This is a genomic window from Algoriphagus winogradskyi, assembly GCF_900182815.1.
GTDB classification, from domain to species: domain Bacteria; phylum Bacteroidota; class Bacteroidia; order Cytophagales; family Cyclobacteriaceae; genus Algoriphagus; species Algoriphagus winogradskyi.
Window position 1 is genome coordinate 104,066 of the sequence record NZ_FXUA01000006.1, and the last position, 22,327, is coordinate 126,392.

Sequence of the window (22,327 nt, forward strand, 5' to 3'; positions counted from 1 at the left end):
GTTATTTGGTCACTTTTTGTACATCATTTTTCTGTACTATTTCACCCGCCAGATTCAAATATGCTACTGCTCCTTTTCCATCTGCATCAAATGAAATAGCAGGCAAGCCAAAGCTAGGAGCTTCGCTGAGTCTTACATTACGAGGGATGATAGTTTCAAAAACCATGTTTTTGAAATGCAATCTAACCTCTTCCACCACTTGATTAGATAGTCTCAGTCGTACATCATACATGGTCAGTAGAATGCCTTCAATTTCCAGATCTGGATTTAGTCTAGTTTGAATGATTTTTATGGTGTTCAATAATTTCCCTAAGCCTTCTAAGGCGAAATATTCACATTGAACGGGGATTATGACTGAATTGGCAGCAGTTAGCGCATTGATCGTAATTAATCCTAAGGAAGGTGAGCAATCGATAATGATGAAGTCATACAATTCTTTGAGGTCTTGAATTACCTCTTTCATCTTTTCTTCCCGATTATCCAAATTGATCATCTCGACTTCCGCTCCCACCAAGTCGATATGGGAAGGCACCAAATCTAGGTATTCGAGTTCAGTCTTATGGATAATCTCTTTCACATCAATTCCATCCACCATGCATTCATAAATACTGGTGTTGATGGATTTGGGATCATGACCCAACCCAGAAGTGGTATTAGCCTGTGGGTCAGCGTCAATCACCAGGGTCTTAAATTCCAGGACAGCCAAACTAGCTGCCAAGTTCATCGCTGTGGTAGTTTTGCCTACTCCGCCTTTCTGGTTGGCTATGGCAATGATTTTTCCCATGGTGTTATTTGAAGAGTAATTTAAACTCAATATTAAGCAAAATGAATTCTTTTCTGGCTGATCTGGCTGCTTTTTTTAGCTAGCATAAAATGGTCTCAACTGACCTGAATAAAATTTATCTTTAATGCTTTTATAGAGCAATACAATGATAATCAGGGTGTTGATTGGTTGTTAGCAAGTTTGGAACCCATTGTCAGCTTAATGTTAAAAATTGATAAGGATTTGAGGAGCTAGATAAGGCCAGCGAATAATTTTAAGGTTAATTATCTCCTATTTGAAAATAGAGTAAAATAGCTAGCTATCTATATTTTGTGTTAGAAGTTGGTAATTCTAACAAACCATTTTCTAGAACTATAGAAATGCTTTGATTGCCTAGAAAAGCAAAAACCCCAACTATCAATTTTGCAGATAGTTAGGGTTTTGTGGTGCAGAGGAAGAGGGATTCGAACCCCCGGTACCTCACGGTACAACGGTTTTCAAGACCGCCGCATTCGACCGCTCTGCCATTCCTCTAGGTCGTCTTCAGGGATAATTCCCTGATTTGGTCTGCAAAGGTAAATTAAAAGCTAACTTTTACAAAGCCTCTTTTGCCTTTTTGTTCTAACCCGCTGATTGTTTAGGGATTATTTTTTAAAAAAAATGAGGTTGAAAGAGTTTCCAAATAAAATTTTGGGCTTTTCTACCGGGTTCTAGCTCAAATTGAATAATAAAAATGGAGGTAGATCTTTTGAATAGTGGTGGTTCTGGTTGATAGGATACAAAAATTGCAGATCTATATTTATTCCGCGATAATACTTTCTGTGTCTAAAGTAGAACTATCCGGTTCCGCACTTCTTTTACGCTTCTTATTTTCTTCTACCAAATCCAAACTCACATTCACCTCAAAGCATACAATCACAATAATTGAGGTGATCAGAAGCCATAGCATCAACGCAATCAAAGTGCCTATTGAACCATATAGCTTGTTGTAGCTGGCAAAATTATTTAAGTAAAAGGAGAAGCCATAAAATCCAAACGTGATCAATAGCCCTGCTAATTTGGCTCCTGTAGAAAAGAAATTCCATTTGTCATGAACTGCAGGAGCAAATCTAAAAATGAATGCAGTAGTGATGTAAAACATCAAAAGTAATATCAGAAATTTCAGGCTGGAAAATAAGAAAATCATAAATCCCGAATTGAACACCTGAAGCTCATCTAGTCTTCTGATTAATACTCCTCCCACAATCATGACTATGCTGGCGGTGATCACCGTAAATGCCAATACCATCACAATGCTCACTGCGATTCCTCGGCTTTGAAGGAAACCACGGTTGTCTTTGGTCTGGTAAACGGAGTTAAAGGAATTCATCATAGACATTACTCCCTGGGTGGAAGCAAATAATGCAAAGAAAAAACCCAAGGATAGCATGCTCTGTCTTGGCTTGGAAACAATATCCATGATGGTGTTTTCCGATTGGGTATATACTTCTACAGGTAGTATTTCTTGGATAAAGGTCAGGATATTTTGCGTAGTAATGTATGGGAAAATGTCCTGCAGGTAGGGGATCAAGTTTAGCAAGAAAAGAATTAAAGGGAATAGGGCGATAGTGAAGCTAAATGCCATTGACCCTGCACGCTCGATGATATCATCCTTTTGTAGTTGAACCAAAAATATCCTTCCTACATCAAACAAGTTCTTGTCCGGATCGCCGAAATGAATTTTCTTAAGCTTGCGTGCTTGCCAAAGTAACTTGACTTCTAACCTAAGGATTTTTGTTTTGATCACTTTACCTTACTTCTTGAAAATACGCTTTCAATAAAGCTAACAAATTATGTGGAGGTCTGGTCGGACGATGACTGTCTTTTTTGAGGAAAGTTAGAATAGTCCAACCTTCTGTGATTAATTCTCCCTGCGAATTAAAGACCTGATATTCAAACCTGATTCTGACTCCAGGGAGGGTTGGAATAGTGGTTTTAATGGTAAGTAATTCATCATATTTGCCTGGTTTCAGATATTGGAAATGGCTTTCCACAACAGGCATCATCACGCCCTCATCCTCCATTTCCTTGTATGAAAAACCAATACTCCGCATGGCTTCCACTCTGGCCACCTCGAAGTACATCGCGTAATTACCATAATAGACATAACTCATTTGGTCAGTCTCAGCATATCTTACACGAATTTGAGTTTCTGCTTGATACATACTTAGTAAATCTTGGCTGCATTAAGTGCGGCCTGATACCTTCTTGCATTTGCATTATGCTGCGCTAAATTAGTAGCAAAAGAATGATATCCTGAGAAATCCTCTTTTGCGCAGAAGTATAAAAACTTATGATCTTCTGCATTTAGTACTGCATTCAATGAGTTGATATCGGGTAAGTTTATAGGGCCAGGAGGTAGGCCGGCATACTTATAAGTATTATAGGGGCTATCAGTTTCTTTATGGACGTTTAGCACACGTTTCAATTCAAAATCTCCAAGTGCAAAAACTAATGTCGGATCAGCTTGAAGTGGCATGTTTAACCGTAATCGGTTTAGGTAGACTCCGGCGATTCTTGGTCGCTCATCAGATTTTTGACTTTCAGCTTGAACAATACTGGCGAGGGTGCTGACTTCTTTAGGAGTAAGCCCAAGTAGGCGGGCCTTTTGCTTTTTCTCTTCTGTCCAAAAACTTTCATATTCCCGGTGCATTCTATCAAAAAGTGCCTCAGCGCTTGTATTCCACCAAACTTCATAGGTATTTGGGATAAACATGGACATGATAGTTTCTTCATCAAAATCAAACTTTCGGATATATACTGAGTCTTGAATTAAGTCAAGAAATTGATCTTTGGAAATCTCCATATTAGCAGTGATTTTTTCCGCTAAATCCTCCTTGGTTCTCACATTATTAAAGGTGACTCGGATAGGAGTTTGCCTGCCTGACCGAAGTAACCTTACTAATTCCAGGTTTGTCATCTTTGGTTCGATGGTGTAAAGTCCTGGTTTTACGTTTTCCTGGTAGTCCATGACTTTGGCTAAAAAGCCAAAACTCACCAAGTCATTTACCACATGATTGTCATAAAGTTTATTTGATACGGTTTTGAATGTGTCATTACTCCCTATTTTCAACATATAGTTCTGATCAGACTCTATCAGCACATTTGGGCTGAAGAATATCTGGTAGAAATAGAAACTCAGGGAGATAGCCATAACCGAAAAGGCAATGACTAGGACGAGGTAGATGTTTTTTCTTTTTTCGCTTAGCATACTGATGCCAAAAATAGGGAAAAATCTAAGTTGGAGTTTGTGCCTGAGGTAAGGTAGTGATATCTTTCTAGACAAAATTATGTCTCATGGAAGTGGTTTTAGTCAGCTGCGCTCTTATATTTTTGAATGGGAAGGTGCTTTGCGCGCAAAGATCTAATACTATGAATCTTTCAGGATTTTGGGAATTCCCTGGTGGGAAAGTTGAAAAAAATGAAAGCCCGGAAGCTTGTCTTGTAAGAGAAATAAAAGAAGAATTGGCAATTTCTGTCTGCACACGTCTTGCATTGAAGTCTAGTGAGTATTCTTATTCTGCAGGCAAACTGATACGATTATTGCCCTTTGTTTGCAGTTGGCAGAGTGGAGAAATTACACTGCTTGAACATCAGGAAGTACGTTGGGTATCAAAAGAAAATATAAAATCCCTTAATTGGGCACCGGCCGATATTCCTATCGTTGATGAGCTATTTGAAAATTGGAACAAGATTCAGGATCAACTAATTAATTATATCAAATGAACTTTGAACTTGTAAATCTCCTTTTATTAGAAATATGTATATAAACTATTATGTGTTGAACACTAGCTTTGGTGGTACTTTGGTCATCTGCCATCGCTCCTCCTTCCACGTAGATAAAGTATATAGGGGATAGCTTAATTTCTGCCAAATAGATAAAAAAATATGCCTGCTGAATTGATAAAACTATATGAGGAAAACCCTGATCCTGACAAGATCAGAGAAATTGCATCCATTCTCCGTGATGGTGGTGTGGTGATTTATCCTACAGATACTGTTTACGGCATGGGCTGTGATATAATGAATTTGCGTGCAGTAGAGCGCATATGCAAAATCAAGGGAATCAATCCCAAAAAGCACAACTTTTCGATTATCTGTGCCGACTTGAGCAATATTTCCCAATTCACCAAAATGATTGATAAACCGGTTTTTAAGATGATGAAAAAAGGGCTTCCAGGCCCATTCACCTTTATTTTGGAAGCGAGCAATCAGGTGCCCAAGATTTTGCACAGCAAAAAGAAAACAATCGGAATTAGAGTCCCAGATCACAATGTGCCTCGCATGCTGGTGTCTGAATTGGGGCATCCGATACTCACTACATCCATCAATGACGAAGATGAGGTGATCGAGTATAGTACTGATCCGGAACTGATTTTTGAGAAATTTCAGCATCTCGTCGATGTTGTAATTGATGGAGGTTATGGGCAAAATGTCGCCTCAACGGTATTGGACTGTACTGGATACGAAGTGGAAGTGCTCCGAGAAGGCTTAGGGAAAGTGGAGGAATTAGACTAGGATGGTAAAGCGCATTGCAGTAGATCTGCATTATTTTCCGAATCTTGAATTTTTCGCTGCTATTGCTGATGCGGAGGAGTTGATCTTTTTTCCAGAAGAACGATATCAAAGGCAATCCTATTTCAACCGAACTCAAATCCGTCTAGCGAATAAAACGGGGACGCTCAGTGTTCCGATCCAAGGTAGAAGACCTCGGCTCTCTCTCCAAAAGATTAAGATTGATTACACACAGAATTGGGCGAAAATCCACCTCCGCGGGATTCAAAGTGCATATGGGAAAGCCCCTTTCTATGAATATTATTTCCCTTATTTTGAGAAGGTTTTCAGTCAGAATACGGAGAGTTTGTGGGATCTAAACTGGGATTTGCTGACAATCTGTCTTAAACTTCTTGGGATGCCTGTCAAGATGCGGGTGTATAACAAAGATGAGGATCTTTCCTTGATGCAGGACATAAGAGGACAGCTGGTGCCCTCAGTGCCCTTTTCAGAGCGAGAATACTATCAGCCTGAGTCTTATTTTCAACTTTTTGGCTTAGACTTTGATCCCAACCTTAGCATTCTGGATTTGTTGTTCTGCGAAGGGCCAGCATCTAAAAGCATAGTATTAAAGTCTGTAAAAAAACATTGAACAATCTGCAAAAGGATTGTGTTTTTAAAACAAATTCGGTAACATACGTACAGGATTATTAAACAATCAGATAGGAATTAAATGGAAGCAAAATTTTCGAACAGAGTCAAAGAGGTGATCTCTCTTAGCCGCGAAGAAGCTCTTCGCCTTGGACATGATTACATTGGCACAGAGCACCTCTTGCTGGGGATGATTCGCGAAGGAGAAGGTGTTGCTGTTTCCATTCTTAAGAAATTGGGAGTGCCAATGGATGAATTGCGGAACGCGATAGAACGCGCTGTTAAAGGCACCGCAAATCACAACGTCAAAAATATGGCAAATATCCCTCTGACCAGACAGTCAGAGAAGGTATTGAAAATAACTTATTTGGAGGCGAAGATCTTCAAAAGTCAGCTAATTGGTACGGAGCATTTGCTTCTTTCCATCTTGAGAGATGAAGACAACATCGCCACGCAAATACTTAACAAATTTGAAATCAATTACGATTCGGTAAAAGAGATGCTGGAAATGTCATCTGACTCTACTCCTCGCTCCAAAGCTGAGGCAGAAGATGGCGATGATGATGGTTCTAAGCTTTTCGGTTCTACAGGCAGTGGTTCTGGTGCGTCTAAGCCAGGAGCAGAGAAGTCTAGAACGCCGGTCTTGGATAATTTCGGTAGAGATTTGACCAAGATGGCTGAAGACGATAAGCTTGATCCAATTATCGGTCGTGAGAAAGAAATCGAGCGAGTTGCTCAGATTCTTTCAAGAAGAAAGAAGAACAATCCGATTTTGATCGGGGAGCCTGGGGTAGGTAAGACAGCAATCGCTGAAGGTTTAGCATTGAGAATCATTCAGAAGAAAGTTTCACGAGTGCTTTTCAACAAGCGTGTAGTGACGTTGGATCTAGCTTCCCTAGTAGCGGGTACCAAATATAGAGGTCAGTTTGAGGAGCGAATGAAAGCGGTGATGAATGAACTTGAGAAATCTCCAAACGTCATTCTTTTCATCGATGAGCTTCATACTATCGTAGGAGCTGGTGGAGCCTCTGGATCTTTGGATGCGTCTAATATGTTCAAACCTGCTTTGGCACGTGGAGAAATCCAATGTATCGGAGCAACTACACTTGATGAGTATCGTCAGTATATCGAGAAAGACGGTGCACTAGCTCGTAGATTCCAGATGGTGATGGTAGATGCTACTACTCCAGAGGAGACGGTGCAGATTCTGAATAATATAAAGGATAAGTACGAGGATCACCATAATGTGAATTATACCGATGAGGCTATAGTTGCCTGTGTGAAACTTTCCGATAGATACATTTCCGATAGATTCTTGCCAGATAAGGCTATAGATATTTTGGATGAGGCAGGAGCCAGAGTCCATATCAATAATATCCATGTGCCGGAAGATATTCTTAAACTTGAAGCTGAGGTAGAAGACATCAAAACTGAGAAAAACCGAGTGGTGAAATCTCAGAAATATGAAGAAGCGGCTCAGTTGAGGGATAAGGAGAAGAAATTGCTCGAGCAATTGGAAACAGCTAAAAATAGATGGGAAGAAGAAAGTAAGTCTAAGAGATTTACAGTAGAAGAAGATAATGTAGCTGAAGTGATTGCTATGATGACAGGTATTCCTGCCAAAAGAATCGCTCAGAAAGAAGGCGCTAAGCTTTTGAATATGAACGGTGATTTGTCAGGCAAAGTAATCGGTCAGGACGAGGCAATCAAGAAGTTGACTAAGGCCATTCAGAGAACTAGAGTAGGATTGAAAGATCCTAAAAAGCCAATAGGTTCCTTTATTTTCCTAGGACCTACTGGTGTTGGAAAGACTGAATTAGCCAAAATGTTGGCAACTTACCTTTTCGACAAAGACGATTCTTTGATTAGAATTGATATGTCTGAGTATATGGAGAAATTCTCTGTATCCAGATTAGTAGGAGCGCCTCCAGGTTATGTTGGTTACGAAGAGGGTGGTCAGTTGACGGAGAAAGTCAGAAGAAAACCGTATTCAGTTGTACTTCTTGATGAGATCGAGAAAGCTCACCCAGATGTATTTAATATTCTTCTGCAGGTATTGGATGATGGTGTCTTGACGGATGGTTTAGGTAGAAAAGTAGATTTCAGAAATACAATTATCATCATGACTTCTAATATCGGAGTTCGTGACTTGAAAGATTTTGGTGCAGGAATTGGCTTTGCCAGTCAGGCCAGATCTGATAATATGGATGAAGTGATGAAGTCAACGATTCAATCTGCATTGAAAAAGGCATTTAGCCCAGAATTCTTAAATAGATTGGATGATGTCGTTGTATTTAACTCTCTGACCAGAGAGCATATCTTTAAGATTATCGATATCAGCTTAGGCAAATTGTTCTCTAGAATCACAGATCTTGGATATAAGATCGAATTGACTGAGAAAGCCAAAGAATTCTTGGCGGAGAAAGGTTATGATCAGCAATATGGAGCGAGACCGCTAAATAGAGCTATTCAGAAATACCTTGAAGATGCTATTGCTGAGGAGATCCTGAAAGGAGATCTTTCTGAAGGCGATATTATCACTGCCGATTATTCTGGAGAAGGCACAGAATTGACTATTGTAGTAAAGAAAAAAGAGAAAGCTGATTAATCAGTTGCTTTAATTAGATTGAAAGCCCCGAATGACGAGTTCGGGGCTTTTTTTTAACTACAAGGATCACAGAGGTTTCGCAGAGTGACGCGATTGACTTATTTTTTCAAAAATGGAATTTTGATTTTTTTGACTTCTACTTAGTTCAATTCCTTCATTTTGAAAAATCATTAGTTATTTCCGCTTTTGCGCCAGTATGGAGTCAAAAACATAAAAGGATACCTCCTTAAACCTAAGGATTGCGGCCGCTTCATCCTGTCCCGCCAGTGCGGGAGTCATCGGTCATCGGTCTTCCGGCCAGATAAGCAAAGAATCTAAGGTGACAGGCATCTTTGCGGATAATTATAATAATCATAAACGATTCTAAATTTTTATTTTCATGACTGTGATTTTTTTGAATGATCTGCGAATAATAGTTTGAAAGAGTTTTACAGCCAACCATCGAGTCCTTGTCCGTAGAAAAAGAACATTTCCTGACCAGCATTGAATCCAACAAAGGGATCATTTACAAAGTCGCAAATTCCTATTGCAAGGATGAAGATGATCGCGAGGATCTAATTCAGGAAATCATCCTACAGCTATGGAAGGCTTTCCCTAGTTTCAATCCGAATTTTAAGTTGAGTACTTGGATGTACAGGATCGCTTTGAATGTGGCTATTTCTAATTATAGAAAAACTCGAAAGCGTAATCAGATTATTCAGCCATTGTCTGAAACCGCCATTTACTTGGCAGAGGATAAAAGCGAAGCAAATGAAAAAAGGGATCTTTTACAGTCTCTAATCAAAGAACTTAAGGAAGTCGATCGGGCGCTAATCCTACTTTACTTAGATGGTTATTTGTACCCTGAGATTGGCGAAGTACTAGGCTTATCAGAAAGCAATGTGGCAACTAAGCTCTCTCGAATCAAACAACAATTGAAAAAGAAAATCACAGCTCAATAAAGAAAATCATGGAAGATATAGAACTGCAACAAATTTGGAAATCCTACGATGAAAGGCTTCAAGAACAGCTGGTTTTCAATCGCAAAAATGCTTTAGATATCACCAAAATGAAGGTGAAAAGTGAATTGACGGCTATGAGGCCCATCAAAATAGTCACAGTTCTGGTGGGGATTCTCTGGGTATTTTTCTTGGACGTATTGTTGATTAATCTGTTTCCTGTAGGAAACTACTTCTTTCTGATTTCTTTCGGGTTTATCTCATTGGTAAATAAAATAGCCGTGGGAGTATACCTTTATCAGTTGATTCTGATTTCGGTAGTAAGCATCAATTCACCAGTGATCAGCACACAAAAAAAGATTGCGAGCCTGCTATCTTCTACTTTATGGGTTACGCGTATTCTTATGTTACAACTGCCATTTTGGACAACATTCTTTCTAAGTTCTTCTTGGATAGGAACCGGAAACCCTGTTTTCTGGGTCATTCAAGTGCTTATTACATTTGCATTTGCAGGACTTGCTATCTGGTTGTTTGTCAATATTCGCTATGAAAACCGTGACAAGCGTTGGTTTAAATTCCTATTTGGCAACTATGAATGGGATCCTATTATGAAAGCCAGAGAAATGCTTACACAGATTGAAGATTATAAAGAAATCACTAGCTAATTGCCTTTTTGTGCTAATAAACGCCTGGGTTCGTATTTACTTAGAAAAAAATAGCCGAGTGATTAATATGCCATTTAGGTCTCCATCTCCAGCATCGCTTTCTACTGCTGAAGTGACGTAAACTAGGTTCCATCCCTCTTTCACCATGCTATTGATTTTAGATGAAGTCATTGCGTCATTGAATGCTACGTTTTTAGGAGCGACCTCAAATCCATCGAATATATTACGCAGTTTTATTTCTTCTAACTTGTCGATTTTGATATGCTTTCCTTCTAGTGCCCTGTTTTTAGCTTTGGATCCGTCTGTTTTAAAAGATGCATATTCAGAATCATCTACTTCAGTTTGTGAATCAATTATCCTTGACTCACCATTTCCCCTCAAACTTATTGATTCTACAATTGTAACTATTTTGAATTCTGGTTTAGCAGAATTATCAGCTTGCTGAGCATAGGTGTAAGTAGATAGGAAAAATAGAATTGCGAAGTAAGAAAGGTGCGATTTCATAGGTCTCTGAAGTTTAATTGCTTCAGAGCTTACGGAAAAAATAACAGCTTAGTTTTTGTTTTTATAGAGTCAAAATAAAAAAAAGCAATCCCACCGCCAATACTACAATCATCTTTTGCGCCCTCTCTTTGATTTCTGGGGTAAGTTTTCGCTGACGGATCACCAATACAGCCAAACTCAATCCAACTAACAGCAAAGCCAATCCGACACCGTTTAAAGGACCCATTGGCGCATCCAATACTCTTAAATATGAATTCAATAGCGCAAGAAAGCAGAGTACAATGCCAGTGATCCCAAATAAAAACGAGCGCTGAAGGATGATTTTGGGTGGGTGATTAGTCCATTTCATGTGTTAGTCCTTGATTGAAGTCGCAAGATACAAGACTTCTGAGCTTCTATTCTTTCCTTTCAAGGTTTTCACTTTTTGACTTTCAAATTTTCCAGCCTTTTATCAAAATAATTCCCTATCTCGTCTCCATTTAAAGCATTCAGCGTCATTTCTTTAGTCAGCCCTCCTTTTCTCCCTACGAGTACGCCAAATTTCATGTCGGCATAGCCTTCCATCGCATGTGCATCTGGATTGATAGAAAGCATCACACCTTGATCCATGGCGTAGCGAACCCATCTCCAATCTAGATCTAATCTCCAAGGATTGGCATTGATTTCAATGACTACATTATTTGCCGCGCAGGCATCGATGATGGCTTTGTGATCGATTGGGTATCCCTGACGACGAAGAAGCAATCTTCCCGTAGGATGGCCCAAAATCGTAGTGTAAGGGTTTTCAATCGCGGTTATCAGCCGAGTGGTAGCTCGCTTGATATCCATATTCAGAATGGAATGAACGGATGCAACGATAAAGTCAAAACTTGCCAAAACTTCATCAGAATAATCCAGCTTTCCATCAGATAGAATGTCGCTTTCTATACCTTTGAAAATCCGAAAAGGAGCCATTTCCTCGTTCAGTGCATCGATTTCCTGATGTTGTTTTAGAATTTGATCTTCTGTCAGTCCCCCGGCATAAAAAGCTGTTTTGCTGTGATCAGAGATTCCTAAATACTCATATCCTAGCTCCCTGCAATACTCTGCCATTTGTCTCAGGCTGTGTTTTCCATCACTATAAGTGGAGTGATTGTGAAGAATTCCTTTGAGGTCTTGGTCTGTTAATAGTTCAGGGATTTTATTCTCCTTTGCCAGTTCTATCTCCCCAAAACCTTCTCTCATTTCCGCTGGGATAAATTGGAGGTTGTTAATACTGAAAAACTCTTCTTCACTAGAGTAATCCTTTTTCTGAAGTTTTTGAGCTACAGTTTCTTTTTCATCCACCAGTGCTTCCAGATGAAGTGGTGCGGCTGTTAAGGAAAGCTTTTTCCAAAGAAAATCAGCTTTGGAACAAAAATGAACTGAAACTCGGAGGTCGATATCTTTCATTTTTCCACGCAAGGTTCTCGGTCCGGACTCCAGTAAGATCCATTCGATCGAGTCCATTGCTTTGATTTGGGACTTTACCGTAGGTAATTCATCTGAGGCAAATAGAAATTCTGCCTCGGTGATGATTTCCAGCTGTCTGGCAAAATCCCCTACAAGTGCCAAATCTGCCTCTGGAGCTAACGCTAGAAATGATTCTTTTAAATGTCCGGTGATTTGCTCAATATCTGCATAAAGCCATTTTCCAGAGTTGGAAGCTTTGAATTCAAGATTCTGGATAACCGTATGCTGTGTTTTTTCTCCAAATCCTTTGATTTTGGCGACCTTTCCAGACTGGCAGGCTTCCATAAGTTCATGAGTTGAAGTGATGCCAAGTTCCTCCCAAAGCATTTTAACCTTCTTCGGTCCCAATCCTTTAATCTGTAGCACTTCCAAGATTCCTTCCGGAGTTTTGGCAAGCAGTTCTTCTAGAAAAGAGAAAGTCTCGGTTTCTTTGAGTTGCTGTATAGCATCGACCATGCTTTTTCCAACTCCCTGAATCTTTGCTAGTTCTGTTTCGCTTAGCGACATAATGTCCTGATCTCCACGTTCTAAGGAAATCAGCGCACTTTGGTAGCTGCGTATTTTGAATGGGTTTTCGTCGTGAAGTTCCATCAGCTGTATGCTGAGTTTGATTTTTTTCAGAAGAGTCTTATGATCCAAAATTTATCGGGTTGAATGAAAGTGATGAGACAAATGTCTTGAAATAATGTTTCAATTTAAGGGGCTATGGGTTAACTTAAAATTGAAATGTGATATTCTATCTAGATCAGCTTTGCAAAGCATTGGAAAGGAGTGAGATGGATTCTTATTTCTAATGGATTTGAACAGAAAGAATGCATTTACGTTATTCAAGTCGAGGACTTTTTAACATTCAACCAAAATATATCATGAAATACTGGATGGTAAAATCTGAACCAAGTTCATATTCTTGGAGCGATTTCGTAGCAAAAAATGAAGATATATGGGATGGTGTGAGGAATTTTCAAGCTCGGAACTATCTTAGAGAAATGCAAATGGGAGACTTGGTGTTTTTTTATCACAGTGGCAAGGAAAAAGCAATCGTAGGAATAGCTGAAGTGAGTCAGGAACAATTCCCTGACCCGAAGGACGAGGCTTGGACAGCTGTAAAACTGAAGGTGAAAAGCCCTTTGAAAAATGCAATTCCACTAGCTGCCATTAAGGATGAGGATAGGCTATCCGATTTGCCTATGCTAAAACAATCCCGGCTTTCTGTGCTGCCGGTAGGCAAAGAAGCATTTGATTTACTTCTAAAAATGGGTTCATGAAAAGGATACTTCTACTACTTTTTCTTTCAGTACTAAGTCATGGGATCTTTGCACAGGTCAGATTTATTGAACGTTTTGAAGTAGAGTCTGAGTTGGATGCTCCATTATTTGAAATGATAGAGTCAGAAGCTGGATTAGTTTGCTTCAGGACACTCCCCGACAAGGGATTGAACATGAAGAGAGTGTTTCAGTATTTTATTGCTGATAGTCGGTTGGATTCTAAAGAAGGGGTTATTCAATTTCCTGTCAAAGACGGGTACGATATGCTGGGATATGATGTAGATCAAAATCAGCTTTTTATTCTTTTCACTGAAGGGTACGCTCTGAATGCCGATAAGTATTTGCTTCAAGTGGATTTGCAGACTAAGCAAGGGCTAGAGTTTGTGATAGAAAATGTCCTCGATATGGAATTAGTGGAGTTTTTGGTGCAAGATCAAAAAGCCATTTTCATGGGGAGTTCGGATAGTAGACCAGTTTTGCAAATCCATGATATATTGACCAAAAGTGTTCATACCCTACAGGGGATTTATGGGAATGATACGCAGATTCTCCAAATCAAAAAAAATCCTGAGATCCGGTCATTGGAAGTGGTACTGAGTAGGAAGGGGGCTTACAGAAATCGTGATATCATTATCAATACGTATGATATGACCGGAAATGTGATCCAGGAAGTGAAAGTGGATCAGTTTGCAGATCCAGGTCAAGAAATAATAGACGGGATTTTACTTTCTTCGGGTAATTACCAAGAGGCAATGATAGGAGCTTTCGGTTTAGAGCGGAGGAATTCTTATCAAGGAATGTATATCATGGATATCAATGAATTTGGTGAGTTTGATTTTAAACTTTACACCTTAGCCGATTTTCCAAATTTTTATAATTACCTCAACGAAAAAACTAAAGGAAAGAGGGATGCCGAAATACTAAAAGAACTTGAGAAAGAAAGAATACCTAGTATAAATAGTATTTATTCTATACGAGACGTTCGGCAAACACCGGATGCTTATTACGTTTATTTTGATCAATATTCAGTCTCAAATAGCAGGTCTGGATTTCAAAACGGAATGTATTCTCCCACCGCAGGATATAGATATGATAGATGGAGCAGAATGGGGGCTACTACGTTTTCAGATCCCTATTTAGCCAATCGCTTCCCAATGTCAAGTAGCTACCAAACTGTACCTGAGTATCGATATGTATCTGCGCACTTCGCAAAAGTTGCAAAGACAGGGCAGGTTCTATGGGACAATGCTACCTCGTATGATGAATTTATAACGACTTATCCGGAAGCATTTGGGGAAGTTGCGATAGTTGGGGAGGATTTTTACCATATGTATGTGGAAGACGAGATTATAAAGTTGAGTTTTTTCAGAAATGGTGAAAAAATCTTCGAAAATCAGGAATTTGAATTAGGTTTGGTCAATGAGAAGGAACGTATTCGTGACACGAACTTGGCAAGTTTAAGGTTGATTCATTGGTATGATAGGTACTTTTTGCTCTCCGGAACCCAACGTGTTAGATTCCTGAATGAAGCTGGAGCAGATGAAATCCGGGAAGTTTACTTTCTCACCAAAATAGTGGTAGACGGGGATTTGTATAAGCCAGAACAACTCCCAGACTAGATTTTCTTTTTATATTTACCCGCAAATCTACCCCATGCAAAAAAGGCTTGTCTTAGACGAAGGACAGATTGAGATCATACTCAGACGTTTCTGTCACCAACTGATCGAAAATCACGATGATTTTGACAATACCGTACTTCTTGGTTTGCAGCCGAGAGGGCCGATATTGTTGGATAAAATCGTAAAACTTCTGGAAGAAATTTCAGGAGTGAAAGTTCCCTCAGGGTATCTCGATGCTACTTTTCATAGAGATGATTTTCGCAGGAGAGATTTTCCGCTCAAAGCCAACGAAACAAAAATCAACTTTCTAGTAGAAGGCAAAAAAGTAATCTTGGTTGATGATGTGCTCTATAAGGGACGATCAGTACGGGCAGCTATGGATGCGATGATCGCATTTGGCAGGCCTCAGAAAGTCGAACTTATGGTGCTGGTAGATCGCAAGCTCACCCGGGATTATCCTATCATGCCAGATTACTATGGAGTCCGTGTGCATACGCTGGAAAGCCAATATGTACTGGTGGAATGGGCAGCGCAGGGGAATGAAAAAGACGCAATTTGGATCACAGAGAAAGTTAAAGCTTAACCATGTCGCAACTCAGTACGAAACACCTCCTTGGAATCAAAAACCTCACAGAGGATGATCTCCAGCTTATTCTTGACACGGCAGCGAATTTCAAAGAAGTCATCAATCGGCCGATCAAAAAAGTGCCTTCTCTGCGTGATATCACCATTGCGAATGTGTTTTTCGAGAATTCTACACGCACAAGACTTTCATTTGAACTTGCTGAGAAAAGACTTTCCGCTGATGTGGTAAATTTTTCTTCTTCCAATAGCTCAGTGAAAAAAGGGGAGACACTTGTAGATACAGTCAATAACATACTTTCTATGAAAGTAGATATGGTGGTCATGAGACATTCCAGTCCCGGAGCCCCACATTTTCTTTCTAGAAATGTGAATGCTAACATAGTCAACGCTGGTGATGGTACACATGAGCATCCAACTCAGGCTTTGCTGGACTCCTTTTCAATCAAAGAAAAACTAGGAGATGTAGCTGGGAAAAAAGTCGCCATTATCGGAGATATTCTGCACTCCAGAGTAGCACTTTCCAATATTTTTTGCCTACAAAAGTTAGGCGCTGAAGTGATGGTTTGCGGACCAATTACCTTGCTTCCAAAATACATCGCCAGTCTCGGCGTGAAAGTAGAGCTGGATGTAAAAAAAGCACTTCAGTGGTGTGATGTGGCCAATGTGCTGCGAATTCAGCTAGAAAGACAGCAAATCAAGTATTTTCCAAGCTTAAGAGAGTATTCACTTTATTACGGAATCAATAAGAAGCTTTTGAGTCAGTTGGATAAGGAAATCGTAATCATGCATCCTGGGCCGATCAATCGAGGAGTGGAATTAAGCTCAGATGTGGCTGATTCGGATCACTCTATTATTCTGGAGCAGGTGCAAAATGGTGTTGCGGTACGAATGGCGGTGCTTTACTTACTGGCAGGTTCAAAAGGATAATTTAATTTGAGATTAGAAATTTCAAATTTGAAATCAGTTCACAGTTAAATCTCAAAATTATTTTTATGCTAAGTGTTACTAATCTTGTAAAGACTTATGGCAAGCAGAATGCTGTCAATGACATTTCCTTTGAACTACAAGGTGGGGAGGTAGTTGGACTGTTGGGGCCGAATGGTGCCGGGAAAAGTACAACTATGAAATGTATTGTTGGCCTGCTTCGCAAAACATCCGGGGAAATTACTTTAGGCGGATTCGATCATTTGAGCGTGGAGGCTAAGCGACTTTTTAGTTACATTCCAGAGACTCCCTATGTATATGATTTGCTTACCGTACAGGAACATATGCAGTTCATTGCCCAAGCCTACGGAGTGAAAGAGTGGAAAGAGAAAGCCAATGAATATTTAGAGTTATTTGAATTAGCAGATAAAAAAGATAAACTCGGACGTGACTTGTCTAAAGGAATGCGTCAAAAGGTATCGATTTGCTGTGCATTACTTCCAGATCCACAAGTGCTTTTCTTTGATGAACCGATGATCGGTTTGGATCCAAAAGCGATCAAAAACACCAAGAAAGTTTTCAGAGAATTAAAGGAAGCTGGAAAAACCATTTTGGTTAGTACTCACCTAATCGATAGCGTTGAATCTATCGCTGATCGAGTGATGATTTTGAAGGATGGAAATATCGTCGGTAATGATACTGTGGCAAACTTGAAGATACAATCTCTGCAAGGTGAAGGAACTACTTTAGAGGATCTCTTTTTAGAAATGACCAAAGATGAATGAAATCCGACTGCTGTTCAGAAAGGATATTCTCATTCTGATCAATAATATTAAGCTAATTCTTAGAAACCCGATGCGGCTTTTGCCATATGCAGCTATAGCTGGATACATATTTTTCATGTATTGGCTGCGCATGAAAAACAGGGATGATGATACCTCTAGCCAGGAACTGCCAGAATTGGATATAAATGGCCTACCTGAAGTGAATTTTGCCTTGCAAAATATCGTGGGAGGAGTGACAATACTGGCCTTGGTTATTCTCATTTATCAGTTGTATAGCGCCACAAAAAAAAATGTCAGCTTTTTCAAAATGGCTGATGTAAACTTACTTTTTACCGCACCTGTCAAGCCAGAGAATATTCTGATTTACTATATGGTAAGGTCAATTTTACCTTCTTTAGGCGGTGCAATCATCTTTGTGGGATATGGGTCAAGTCAGGCGATTGACACATTTGACCTTACTGTAGCAAACTTTATCTTTTTAATACTGGCTTTTGCCTTATTCTTTTTCATTGTTTCCCCGATCAAATTTTTGGTTTACACACTAAACTCTAAGTACGATGTGATGGAGTTCATTCGCACTGGGGTGATCGTTTTAGCCGTTTTATTGTCAGGGATGATTATCATTCCTGGTTTGATGGCAGAGAAATTCTGGCAAGGAATGTTTGCTTGGATTTCTTCCCCCTGGTTTGATTTTTTTCCGATTGTAGGTTGGAGTAGAGGGATTGGTAGCTACTTATCACATGGAAATGCCATCCTGTCTATTGGCTTCATTTTACTTTACGGTATATCCTATTTTGTGATTTTGAAATTGGTGATTAGATTCTCCGGTTATTATTATGAAGATGTACTCGAAGCCACCAAGTCCAATGAGGAAAAGCTAGAAAAAGTAAAAGGCAAAAAACAGGTTGGAGAAAGTTCTTATAGTCTAAATACTAAAAAGAAGCTTGCTCTTCCCGACTTTGGGACTGGTGCCAAGGCCTTTTACTGGAGAAATTACGTGCACAGTTCACGACAGGATTTTCACCCACTATTTGGACTGTACTCTCTAATTATGGTTGGAATAGGGATTGTTCTGGCTGTGCTATCCCTTTTTGAGTGGTTTTCCCATTACTTTGTCTATGGATATCTCTTGATTATGCTGTTTCTATACTTCTTTGCTGGAATAGGCAGAGCAAATGTGGGAGATCTGAAAAAGCCATTTTTCATTCTGATTCCAGCATCTTGGACCTCCAAGTTTTGGAATATGATCAAGCTGGATATACTCCAAATCACTTTGTTTTGTTTAGCACTGATCATTCCAGCAGTATTTATAGCTGGATTAAACTGGTTCATTATTCCGCTATTTCTAGTTGCGACAGTAGAGGTATATTTAGTGGGTTTTGGAATAAATATCATTCCTCAAATCGCTTTGGATGAGGGTTGGGATAGAAAATTGATCAAGCCGTTTATGATTGGGGGTATTGTCTTTTTCGGTTTATTCCCTGCTTTGGCATTTAGCGTAGTAGCATTTATTGCATCTAAGCAGTTTGTCTGGGCACTGTTTGGGGGGACATTTGGGATGTTTTTCGTCGCAGCGATCCTTATGCACGTGACGCTCGATGTATTGAAGCGATTGGAATTCAAAGAGGTGTAAACAAGTCTCACTGTTCAGTTTTCAGTCGCAGCTTTTCGAGTTCCCAGGTCATAATTGGTTTGATAATGCAGAATTTTATTCTGTTTTAACTTTCCTGTAATCGCTTCCCCCGGAAATTTCCTTTATTTTTGATTACCAAATAGGACCAAATGTAACCGACTATGATCTACAACTCAATAATCGATACCATCGGAAATACTCCGATGATCAGACTGAATAAACTTGCAAAGCATATCAAAGGCGAGGTGCTGGTGAAAGTGGAATACTTCAACCCCGGCAACTCCATGAAAGATCGTATGGCGATCAAAATGGTGGAAGATGCAGAAAAAGCAGGTTTACTGAAGCCAGGAGGGACGATCATCGAAGGAACTTCGGGAAATACAGGAATGGGCTTGGCTTTAGCAGCAGTAGCTAAAGGATACAAATGTATCTTCACTATGGCAGATAAGCAGTCAAAGGAGAAGATAGATATCCTAAAAGCCGTGGGAGCAGAGGTGATCGTTTGTCCTACAAACGTTTCTCCTGAAGATCCACGTTCCTATTATTCTATTGCGAAGAAATTGAATCAGGATATCCCGAATTCTTTTTACCCAAATCAATACGATAATCTCTCCAATACAGCAGCTCACTACGAGACCACAGGTCCTGAAATTTGGAATGACACGGACGGAAAAATCACCCATTATGCTGCAGGAGTAGGCACTGGCGGTTCTATGTGTGGAACAGCTAAATATCTGAAAGAGCAAAATCCAAATGTGGTGACCGTGGGAATTGATACGTACGGTTCGGTTTTCAAAAAATATAAAGAGACTGGAATTTTTGACGAGAAAGAAGTTTATCCATACCTCACCGAAGGAATTGGAGAAGATATTCTTCCAAAGAATGTGAACTTCGATATGATCGATCACTTTATCAAAGTGACTGATAAAGATTCTGCGGTGATGACCCGACGTTTGGCCAGAGAAGAAGGCTTGTTTGTAGGTTGGTCATGCGGATCGGCTGTTCATGGAGCTTTAGAGTGGGCTAAGGATAACCTGAAGGAAGGCGATCAGATGGTGATTATTCTTCCAGATCATGGTACGCGATATCTTGGTAAAGTTTACAATGACGAGTGGATGAGAAATCATGGTTTCTTGGAAGACAAAACCTTCTCCACTGCTAGAGATATCATAGCGCAGCGAAACGGCGCTTATTCATTGGTTTCGACTTTGAAAACTGATTCAGTAAAAAGTGCGATAGGCTTGATGAATAAAACCAGTGTTTCTCAGATTCCAGTGATGGAAAATGAAGAGGTAGTAGGTAGCCTGACTGATAATAAATTGCTTGCTAGAATCATTGATAACCCATCGTTGAAAGATGCTACTGTTGCTGATGTGATGGAGGATTCCATGCATTTCGTGGCATTGGATAGTACGCTAGATGTACTTTCTTCTATGGTGGAAAAGGAAAAAGCAGTGCTCGTTCGTGATGTGCAAAATCAGATTCACATCATCACTAAGCATGATATATTAGAAGCTTTTACTAAGTAATTTTATTTATCTCTCTGTTGCCAATAACCATAAATTTCTTGGTTTAGCAACCAGGAAGACGGGAGACCGAAGAAGAATATCCTTTAGCATTGAGGCCACTTATCTCCCGTCTTCTGTCTTCCGTCCGCTAGATCAAAAAAAAGAGGATGATGGACATCATTGCCGATATTATACATTAAATATGAATCAAGATAAAATTCAGCGAATCATTGATTCCGGAGTAGATTTTAACATAGGAGATATCATTGAAAAAGCCTGGGAGATGTTCAAATCCCGTGCTTTATTCCATATCGGCTTTATGGTTTTGGTTGGTGCAATTCAAGCGGGATTTACGCTTTACTTAAAAGACTATACCTTTCTATATAGTATCTTCTTAGCACCTGCATTGGTCTGCGGCTTTTACTTGGTTGCTAACCGGCAAAGTCAAAAAGAATATCTTGATTTTCAGAATTTTTTTGATGGGTTTAAATATTGGTGGAATCTGGTTATTACTAATTTGATCAGCTCTATTTTAATTGTGGGAGGTATATTGCTCCTAATAATACCCGGGGTTTACCTGCTGGTAGGGTATTTATTCTGTCTCTTGTTTGTGATTTTTGGAGGCTTTGATTTCTGGACTTCTATGGAGCTTAGCCGTAAACTAATTCAAACAAATTGGCTGAAGTTTTTCCTATTTCTACTGGTACTTCTCGCGCTCAATATTGCAGGGTTACTCTTTTTTATTGTTGGGATTTTTGTCACTATTCCAATGAGCTATTTAGCGATTTATATTCTCTTTGAAGAGTTGACTATCGATGCCATTGACGAAGAGCCCAAGGATAACATTATTCATGTGTAAGAAGCATCGCTTCTAGTCTTGAGTGGCATTTTTCCGAAAGTTCATTTACCGCATTTTCAGAGGCTGAACTGGGCTGAATCGGTTTGGAAAAATAAATCTTGACTTTACCTGGACATATAAGAAGTGATCCCTTTTTCATCACCTTGTTGGCCCCGATAACAGCAATGGGTAGGATAGGAATGCCTGTTTCTACGGATAAACGAAATGCCCCGGATTTGAAAGGTAGCAAAGGAGCATCACTGTCATTTCGGGTTCCTTCAGGAGCCACCACAGCCGAGATCCCTTGATTTAGAAAAACCACCAACTGATCTATACTTTTCCTTCTTGATTCGGCATCAGTCCTATCTACCCAGATAGCAACTTTACCTACCACCCAGCCAAATAAAGGGATTTTGGATAATTCTTTCTTACCCAGCGCTCTTACTTGCTGAGGAATGGCAAGCGGAATTATAGCAGCATCCAGAAAAGAGCGATGATTGAAGATGTAGATGTAAGACTGAGATCGATCGATAAGCTCACGACCGTGGAATTCATATCGAATTCCAGATAGAAAAGACCATACCCTTGCCCAAATCCGAATAAACAAAAAAGATATTTTCCCTCCTGCTGGACTGATGCTTAAGGGGATTACGATAAAAAGCCCCAGAATCAGGAGTAGTGTAAAGAAAAGTATGATGGAGTAAATAGTAAATATTACTTGGATGACTTTTATCATTCGTCAGAATTGGTAATTTTGGGTATAATTAATCTTCACTCTTTGCTTGCAGGAGCCTCCGATCGTTTGGGGGCTCTGTTTTTTTTAAAGCTGCGCAAAATATAGATAGATTTTAAGGAAATTGCTTTTGATGATACATTGCCTATCTTAGCAGTATGAAATGCAAAGAAGCATTTCAAATGAAAAAATTCAAGTGAATCCGACACCAAGAACTTACGTACATCATTCTTACTACCATCTTCAATGAAGGAATAGGATGACTATGGATTTTTGGTAAAAAT

22 protein-coding genes and 1 tRNA gene are annotated in these 22,327 nt (G+C 39.6%); 14 read left to right on the forward strand and 9 right to left on the reverse strand.

The features are described 5' to 3' along the window. Position 1: 1 nt before the first annotated feature. From QOL76_RS15280 to mltG, 5 genes are all read right to left on the reverse strand, one after another. Positions 2-784: a ParA family protein gene (locus tag QOL76_RS15280; protein ID WP_283413844.1), complete on the reverse strand. Its 783-nt coding sequence runs from the start codon at positions 782-784 to the stop codon at positions 2-4. Positions 785-1,212: 428 nt separating this feature from the next. Next, positions 1,213-1,297 (reverse strand) — tRNA-Ser (locus QOL76_RS15285). Between the two features lie 265 nt (positions 1,298-1,562). Then, a complete protein-coding gene (locus QOL76_RS15290; RefSeq protein ID WP_283414040.1) occupies positions 1,563-2,546 on the reverse strand; it encodes a YihY/virulence factor BrkB family protein in 984 nt (327 codons plus the stop codon). 4 nt (positions 2,547-2,550) lie between these two features. Further along, the gene (locus tag QOL76_RS15295) at positions 2,551-2,967 is read right to left on the reverse strand and encodes an acyl-CoA thioesterase (protein ID WP_283413845.1); all 417 of its coding nucleotides are present in this window, start codon (positions 2,965-2,967) and stop codon (positions 2,551-2,553) included. Positions 2,968-2,969: 2 nt separating this feature from the next. Then, a complete protein-coding gene (mltG, locus tag QOL76_RS15300) occupies positions 2,970-4,013 on the reverse strand; it encodes an endolytic transglycosylase MltG (RefSeq protein WP_283414041.1) in 1,044 nt (347 codons plus the stop codon). Between the two features lie 86 nt (positions 4,014-4,099). On the opposite strand from mltG, the gene QOL76_RS15305 reads away from it, so the two are divergent. The 6 genes from QOL76_RS15305 (at position 4,100) to QOL76_RS15330 (ending at position 10,158) form a co-directional block, all read left to right on the forward strand. Continuing rightward, positions 4,100-4,528: a (deoxy)nucleoside triphosphate pyrophosphohydrolase gene (locus tag QOL76_RS15305; RefSeq protein WP_283413846.1), complete on the forward strand. Its 429-nt coding sequence runs from the start codon at positions 4,100-4,102 to the stop codon at positions 4,526-4,528. Between the two features lie 162 nt (positions 4,529-4,690). Continuing rightward, the gene (locus QOL76_RS15310; protein WP_283413847.1) at positions 4,691-5,320 is read left to right on the forward strand and encodes an L-threonylcarbamoyladenylate synthase; all 630 of its coding nucleotides are present in this window, start codon (positions 4,691-4,693) and stop codon (positions 5,318-5,320) included. Between the two features lies 1 nt (position 5,321). Beyond that, the gene (locus QOL76_RS15315; RefSeq protein ID WP_283413848.1) at positions 5,322-5,948 is read left to right on the forward strand and encodes a WbqC family protein; all 627 of its coding nucleotides are present in this window, start codon (positions 5,322-5,324) and stop codon (positions 5,946-5,948) included. Between the two features lie 81 nt (positions 5,949-6,029). Continuing rightward, positions 6,030-8,555, forward strand: coding sequence for an ATP-dependent Clp protease ATP-binding subunit (locus tag QOL76_RS15320; RefSeq protein ID WP_283413849.1), 2,526 nt, complete (start codon positions 6,030-6,032; stop codon positions 8,553-8,555). Positions 8,556-9,004: 449 nt separating this feature from the next. Beyond that, positions 9,005-9,496: an RNA polymerase sigma factor gene (locus QOL76_RS15325; RefSeq protein ID WP_283413850.1), complete on the forward strand. Its 492-nt coding sequence runs from the start codon at positions 9,005-9,007 to the stop codon at positions 9,494-9,496. Between the two features lie 8 nt (positions 9,497-9,504). Further along, the gene (locus QOL76_RS15330) at positions 9,505-10,158 is read left to right on the forward strand and encodes a hypothetical protein (protein WP_283413851.1); all 654 of its coding nucleotides are present in this window, start codon (positions 9,505-9,507) and stop codon (positions 10,156-10,158) included. A gap of 36 nt (positions 10,159-10,194) precedes the next feature. Here QOL76_RS15330 and QOL76_RS15335 read toward each other — a convergent pair whose 3' ends face one another. The 3 genes from QOL76_RS15335 to QOL76_RS15345 form a co-directional block, all read right to left on the reverse strand. Beyond that, positions 10,195-10,662: a hypothetical protein gene (locus tag QOL76_RS15335; RefSeq protein ID WP_283413852.1), complete on the reverse strand. Its 468-nt coding sequence runs from the start codon at positions 10,660-10,662 to the stop codon at positions 10,195-10,197. A 61-nt stretch (positions 10,663-10,723) separates the two neighbouring features. After that, positions 10,724-11,011 carry a hypothetical protein gene (locus tag QOL76_RS15340; RefSeq protein ID WP_283413853.1) on the reverse strand — a complete coding sequence of 96 codons (288 nt, stop codon included), beginning with the start codon at positions 11,009-11,011 and terminating at the stop codon, positions 10,724-10,726. A 68-nt stretch (positions 11,012-11,079) separates the two neighbouring features. Then, positions 11,080-12,744 (reverse strand): helix-hairpin-helix domain-containing protein, encoded by a 1,665-nt coding sequence (locus QOL76_RS15345; protein ID WP_283414042.1) that lies wholly within the window; start codon positions 12,742-12,744, stop codon positions 11,080-11,082. A gap of 275 nt (positions 12,745-13,019) precedes the next feature. Between QOL76_RS15345 and QOL76_RS15350 the strand changes: the two genes are divergently transcribed. The 8 genes from QOL76_RS15350 to QOL76_RS15385 all read left to right on the forward strand — a co-directional run bounded on the left by QOL76_RS15350 (position 13,020) and on the right by QOL76_RS15385 (position 21,331). Further along, positions 13,020-13,418, forward strand: coding sequence for an EVE domain-containing protein (locus QOL76_RS15350; RefSeq protein ID WP_283413854.1), 399 nt, complete (start codon positions 13,020-13,022; stop codon positions 13,416-13,418). Continuing rightward, on the forward strand, positions 13,415-15,037 hold the full coding sequence (locus QOL76_RS15355) for a transcriptional regulator (RefSeq protein WP_283413855.1): 1,623 nt from the start codon (positions 13,415-13,417) through the stop codon (positions 15,035-15,037). The genes QOL76_RS15350 and QOL76_RS15355 overlap by 4 nt, the downstream gene beginning before the upstream one ends. A gap of 34 nt (positions 15,038-15,071) precedes the next feature. Continuing rightward, positions 15,072-15,620 carry a bifunctional pyr operon transcriptional regulator/uracil phosphoribosyltransferase PyrR gene (gene pyrR / locus QOL76_RS15360; RefSeq protein ID WP_283413856.1) on the forward strand — a complete coding sequence of 183 codons (549 nt, stop codon included), beginning with the start codon at positions 15,072-15,074 and terminating at the stop codon, positions 15,618-15,620. Between the two features lie 2 nt (positions 15,621-15,622). After that, complete coding sequence (locus QOL76_RS15365; RefSeq protein ID WP_283413857.1) at positions 15,623-16,549, forward strand: aspartate carbamoyltransferase catalytic subunit; 927 nt, start codon at positions 15,623-15,625, stop codon at positions 16,547-16,549. A gap of 65 nt (positions 16,550-16,614) precedes the next feature. Beyond that, a complete protein-coding gene (locus tag QOL76_RS15370) occupies positions 16,615-17,331 on the forward strand; it encodes an ABC transporter ATP-binding protein (protein ID WP_283413858.1) in 717 nt (238 codons plus the stop codon). Then, positions 17,324-18,964 carry a putative ABC exporter domain-containing protein gene (locus QOL76_RS15375; protein WP_283413859.1) on the forward strand — a complete coding sequence of 547 codons (1,641 nt, stop codon included), beginning with the start codon at positions 17,324-17,326 and terminating at the stop codon, positions 18,962-18,964. The genes QOL76_RS15370 and QOL76_RS15375 overlap by 8 nt, the downstream gene beginning before the upstream one ends. 161 nt (positions 18,965-19,125) lie before the next feature. Next, positions 19,126-20,493 carry a pyridoxal-phosphate dependent enzyme gene (locus QOL76_RS15380; protein WP_283413860.1) on the forward strand — a complete coding sequence of 456 codons (1,368 nt, stop codon included), beginning with the start codon at positions 19,126-19,128 and terminating at the stop codon, positions 20,491-20,493. Between the two features lie 181 nt (positions 20,494-20,674). Beyond that, positions 20,675-21,331: a hypothetical protein gene (locus tag QOL76_RS15385; RefSeq protein ID WP_283413861.1), complete on the forward strand. Its 657-nt coding sequence runs from the start codon at positions 20,675-20,677 to the stop codon at positions 21,329-21,331. On the opposite strand, the gene QOL76_RS15390 is transcribed toward QOL76_RS15385, so the two are convergent. Then, positions 21,318-22,046 carry a lysophospholipid acyltransferase family protein gene (locus QOL76_RS15390; RefSeq protein ID WP_346771414.1) on the reverse strand — a complete coding sequence of 243 codons (729 nt, stop codon included), beginning with the start codon at positions 22,044-22,046 and terminating at the stop codon, positions 21,318-21,320. The genes QOL76_RS15385 and QOL76_RS15390 overlap by 14 nt on opposite strands. Positions 22,047-22,327 lie beyond the last annotated feature (281 nt).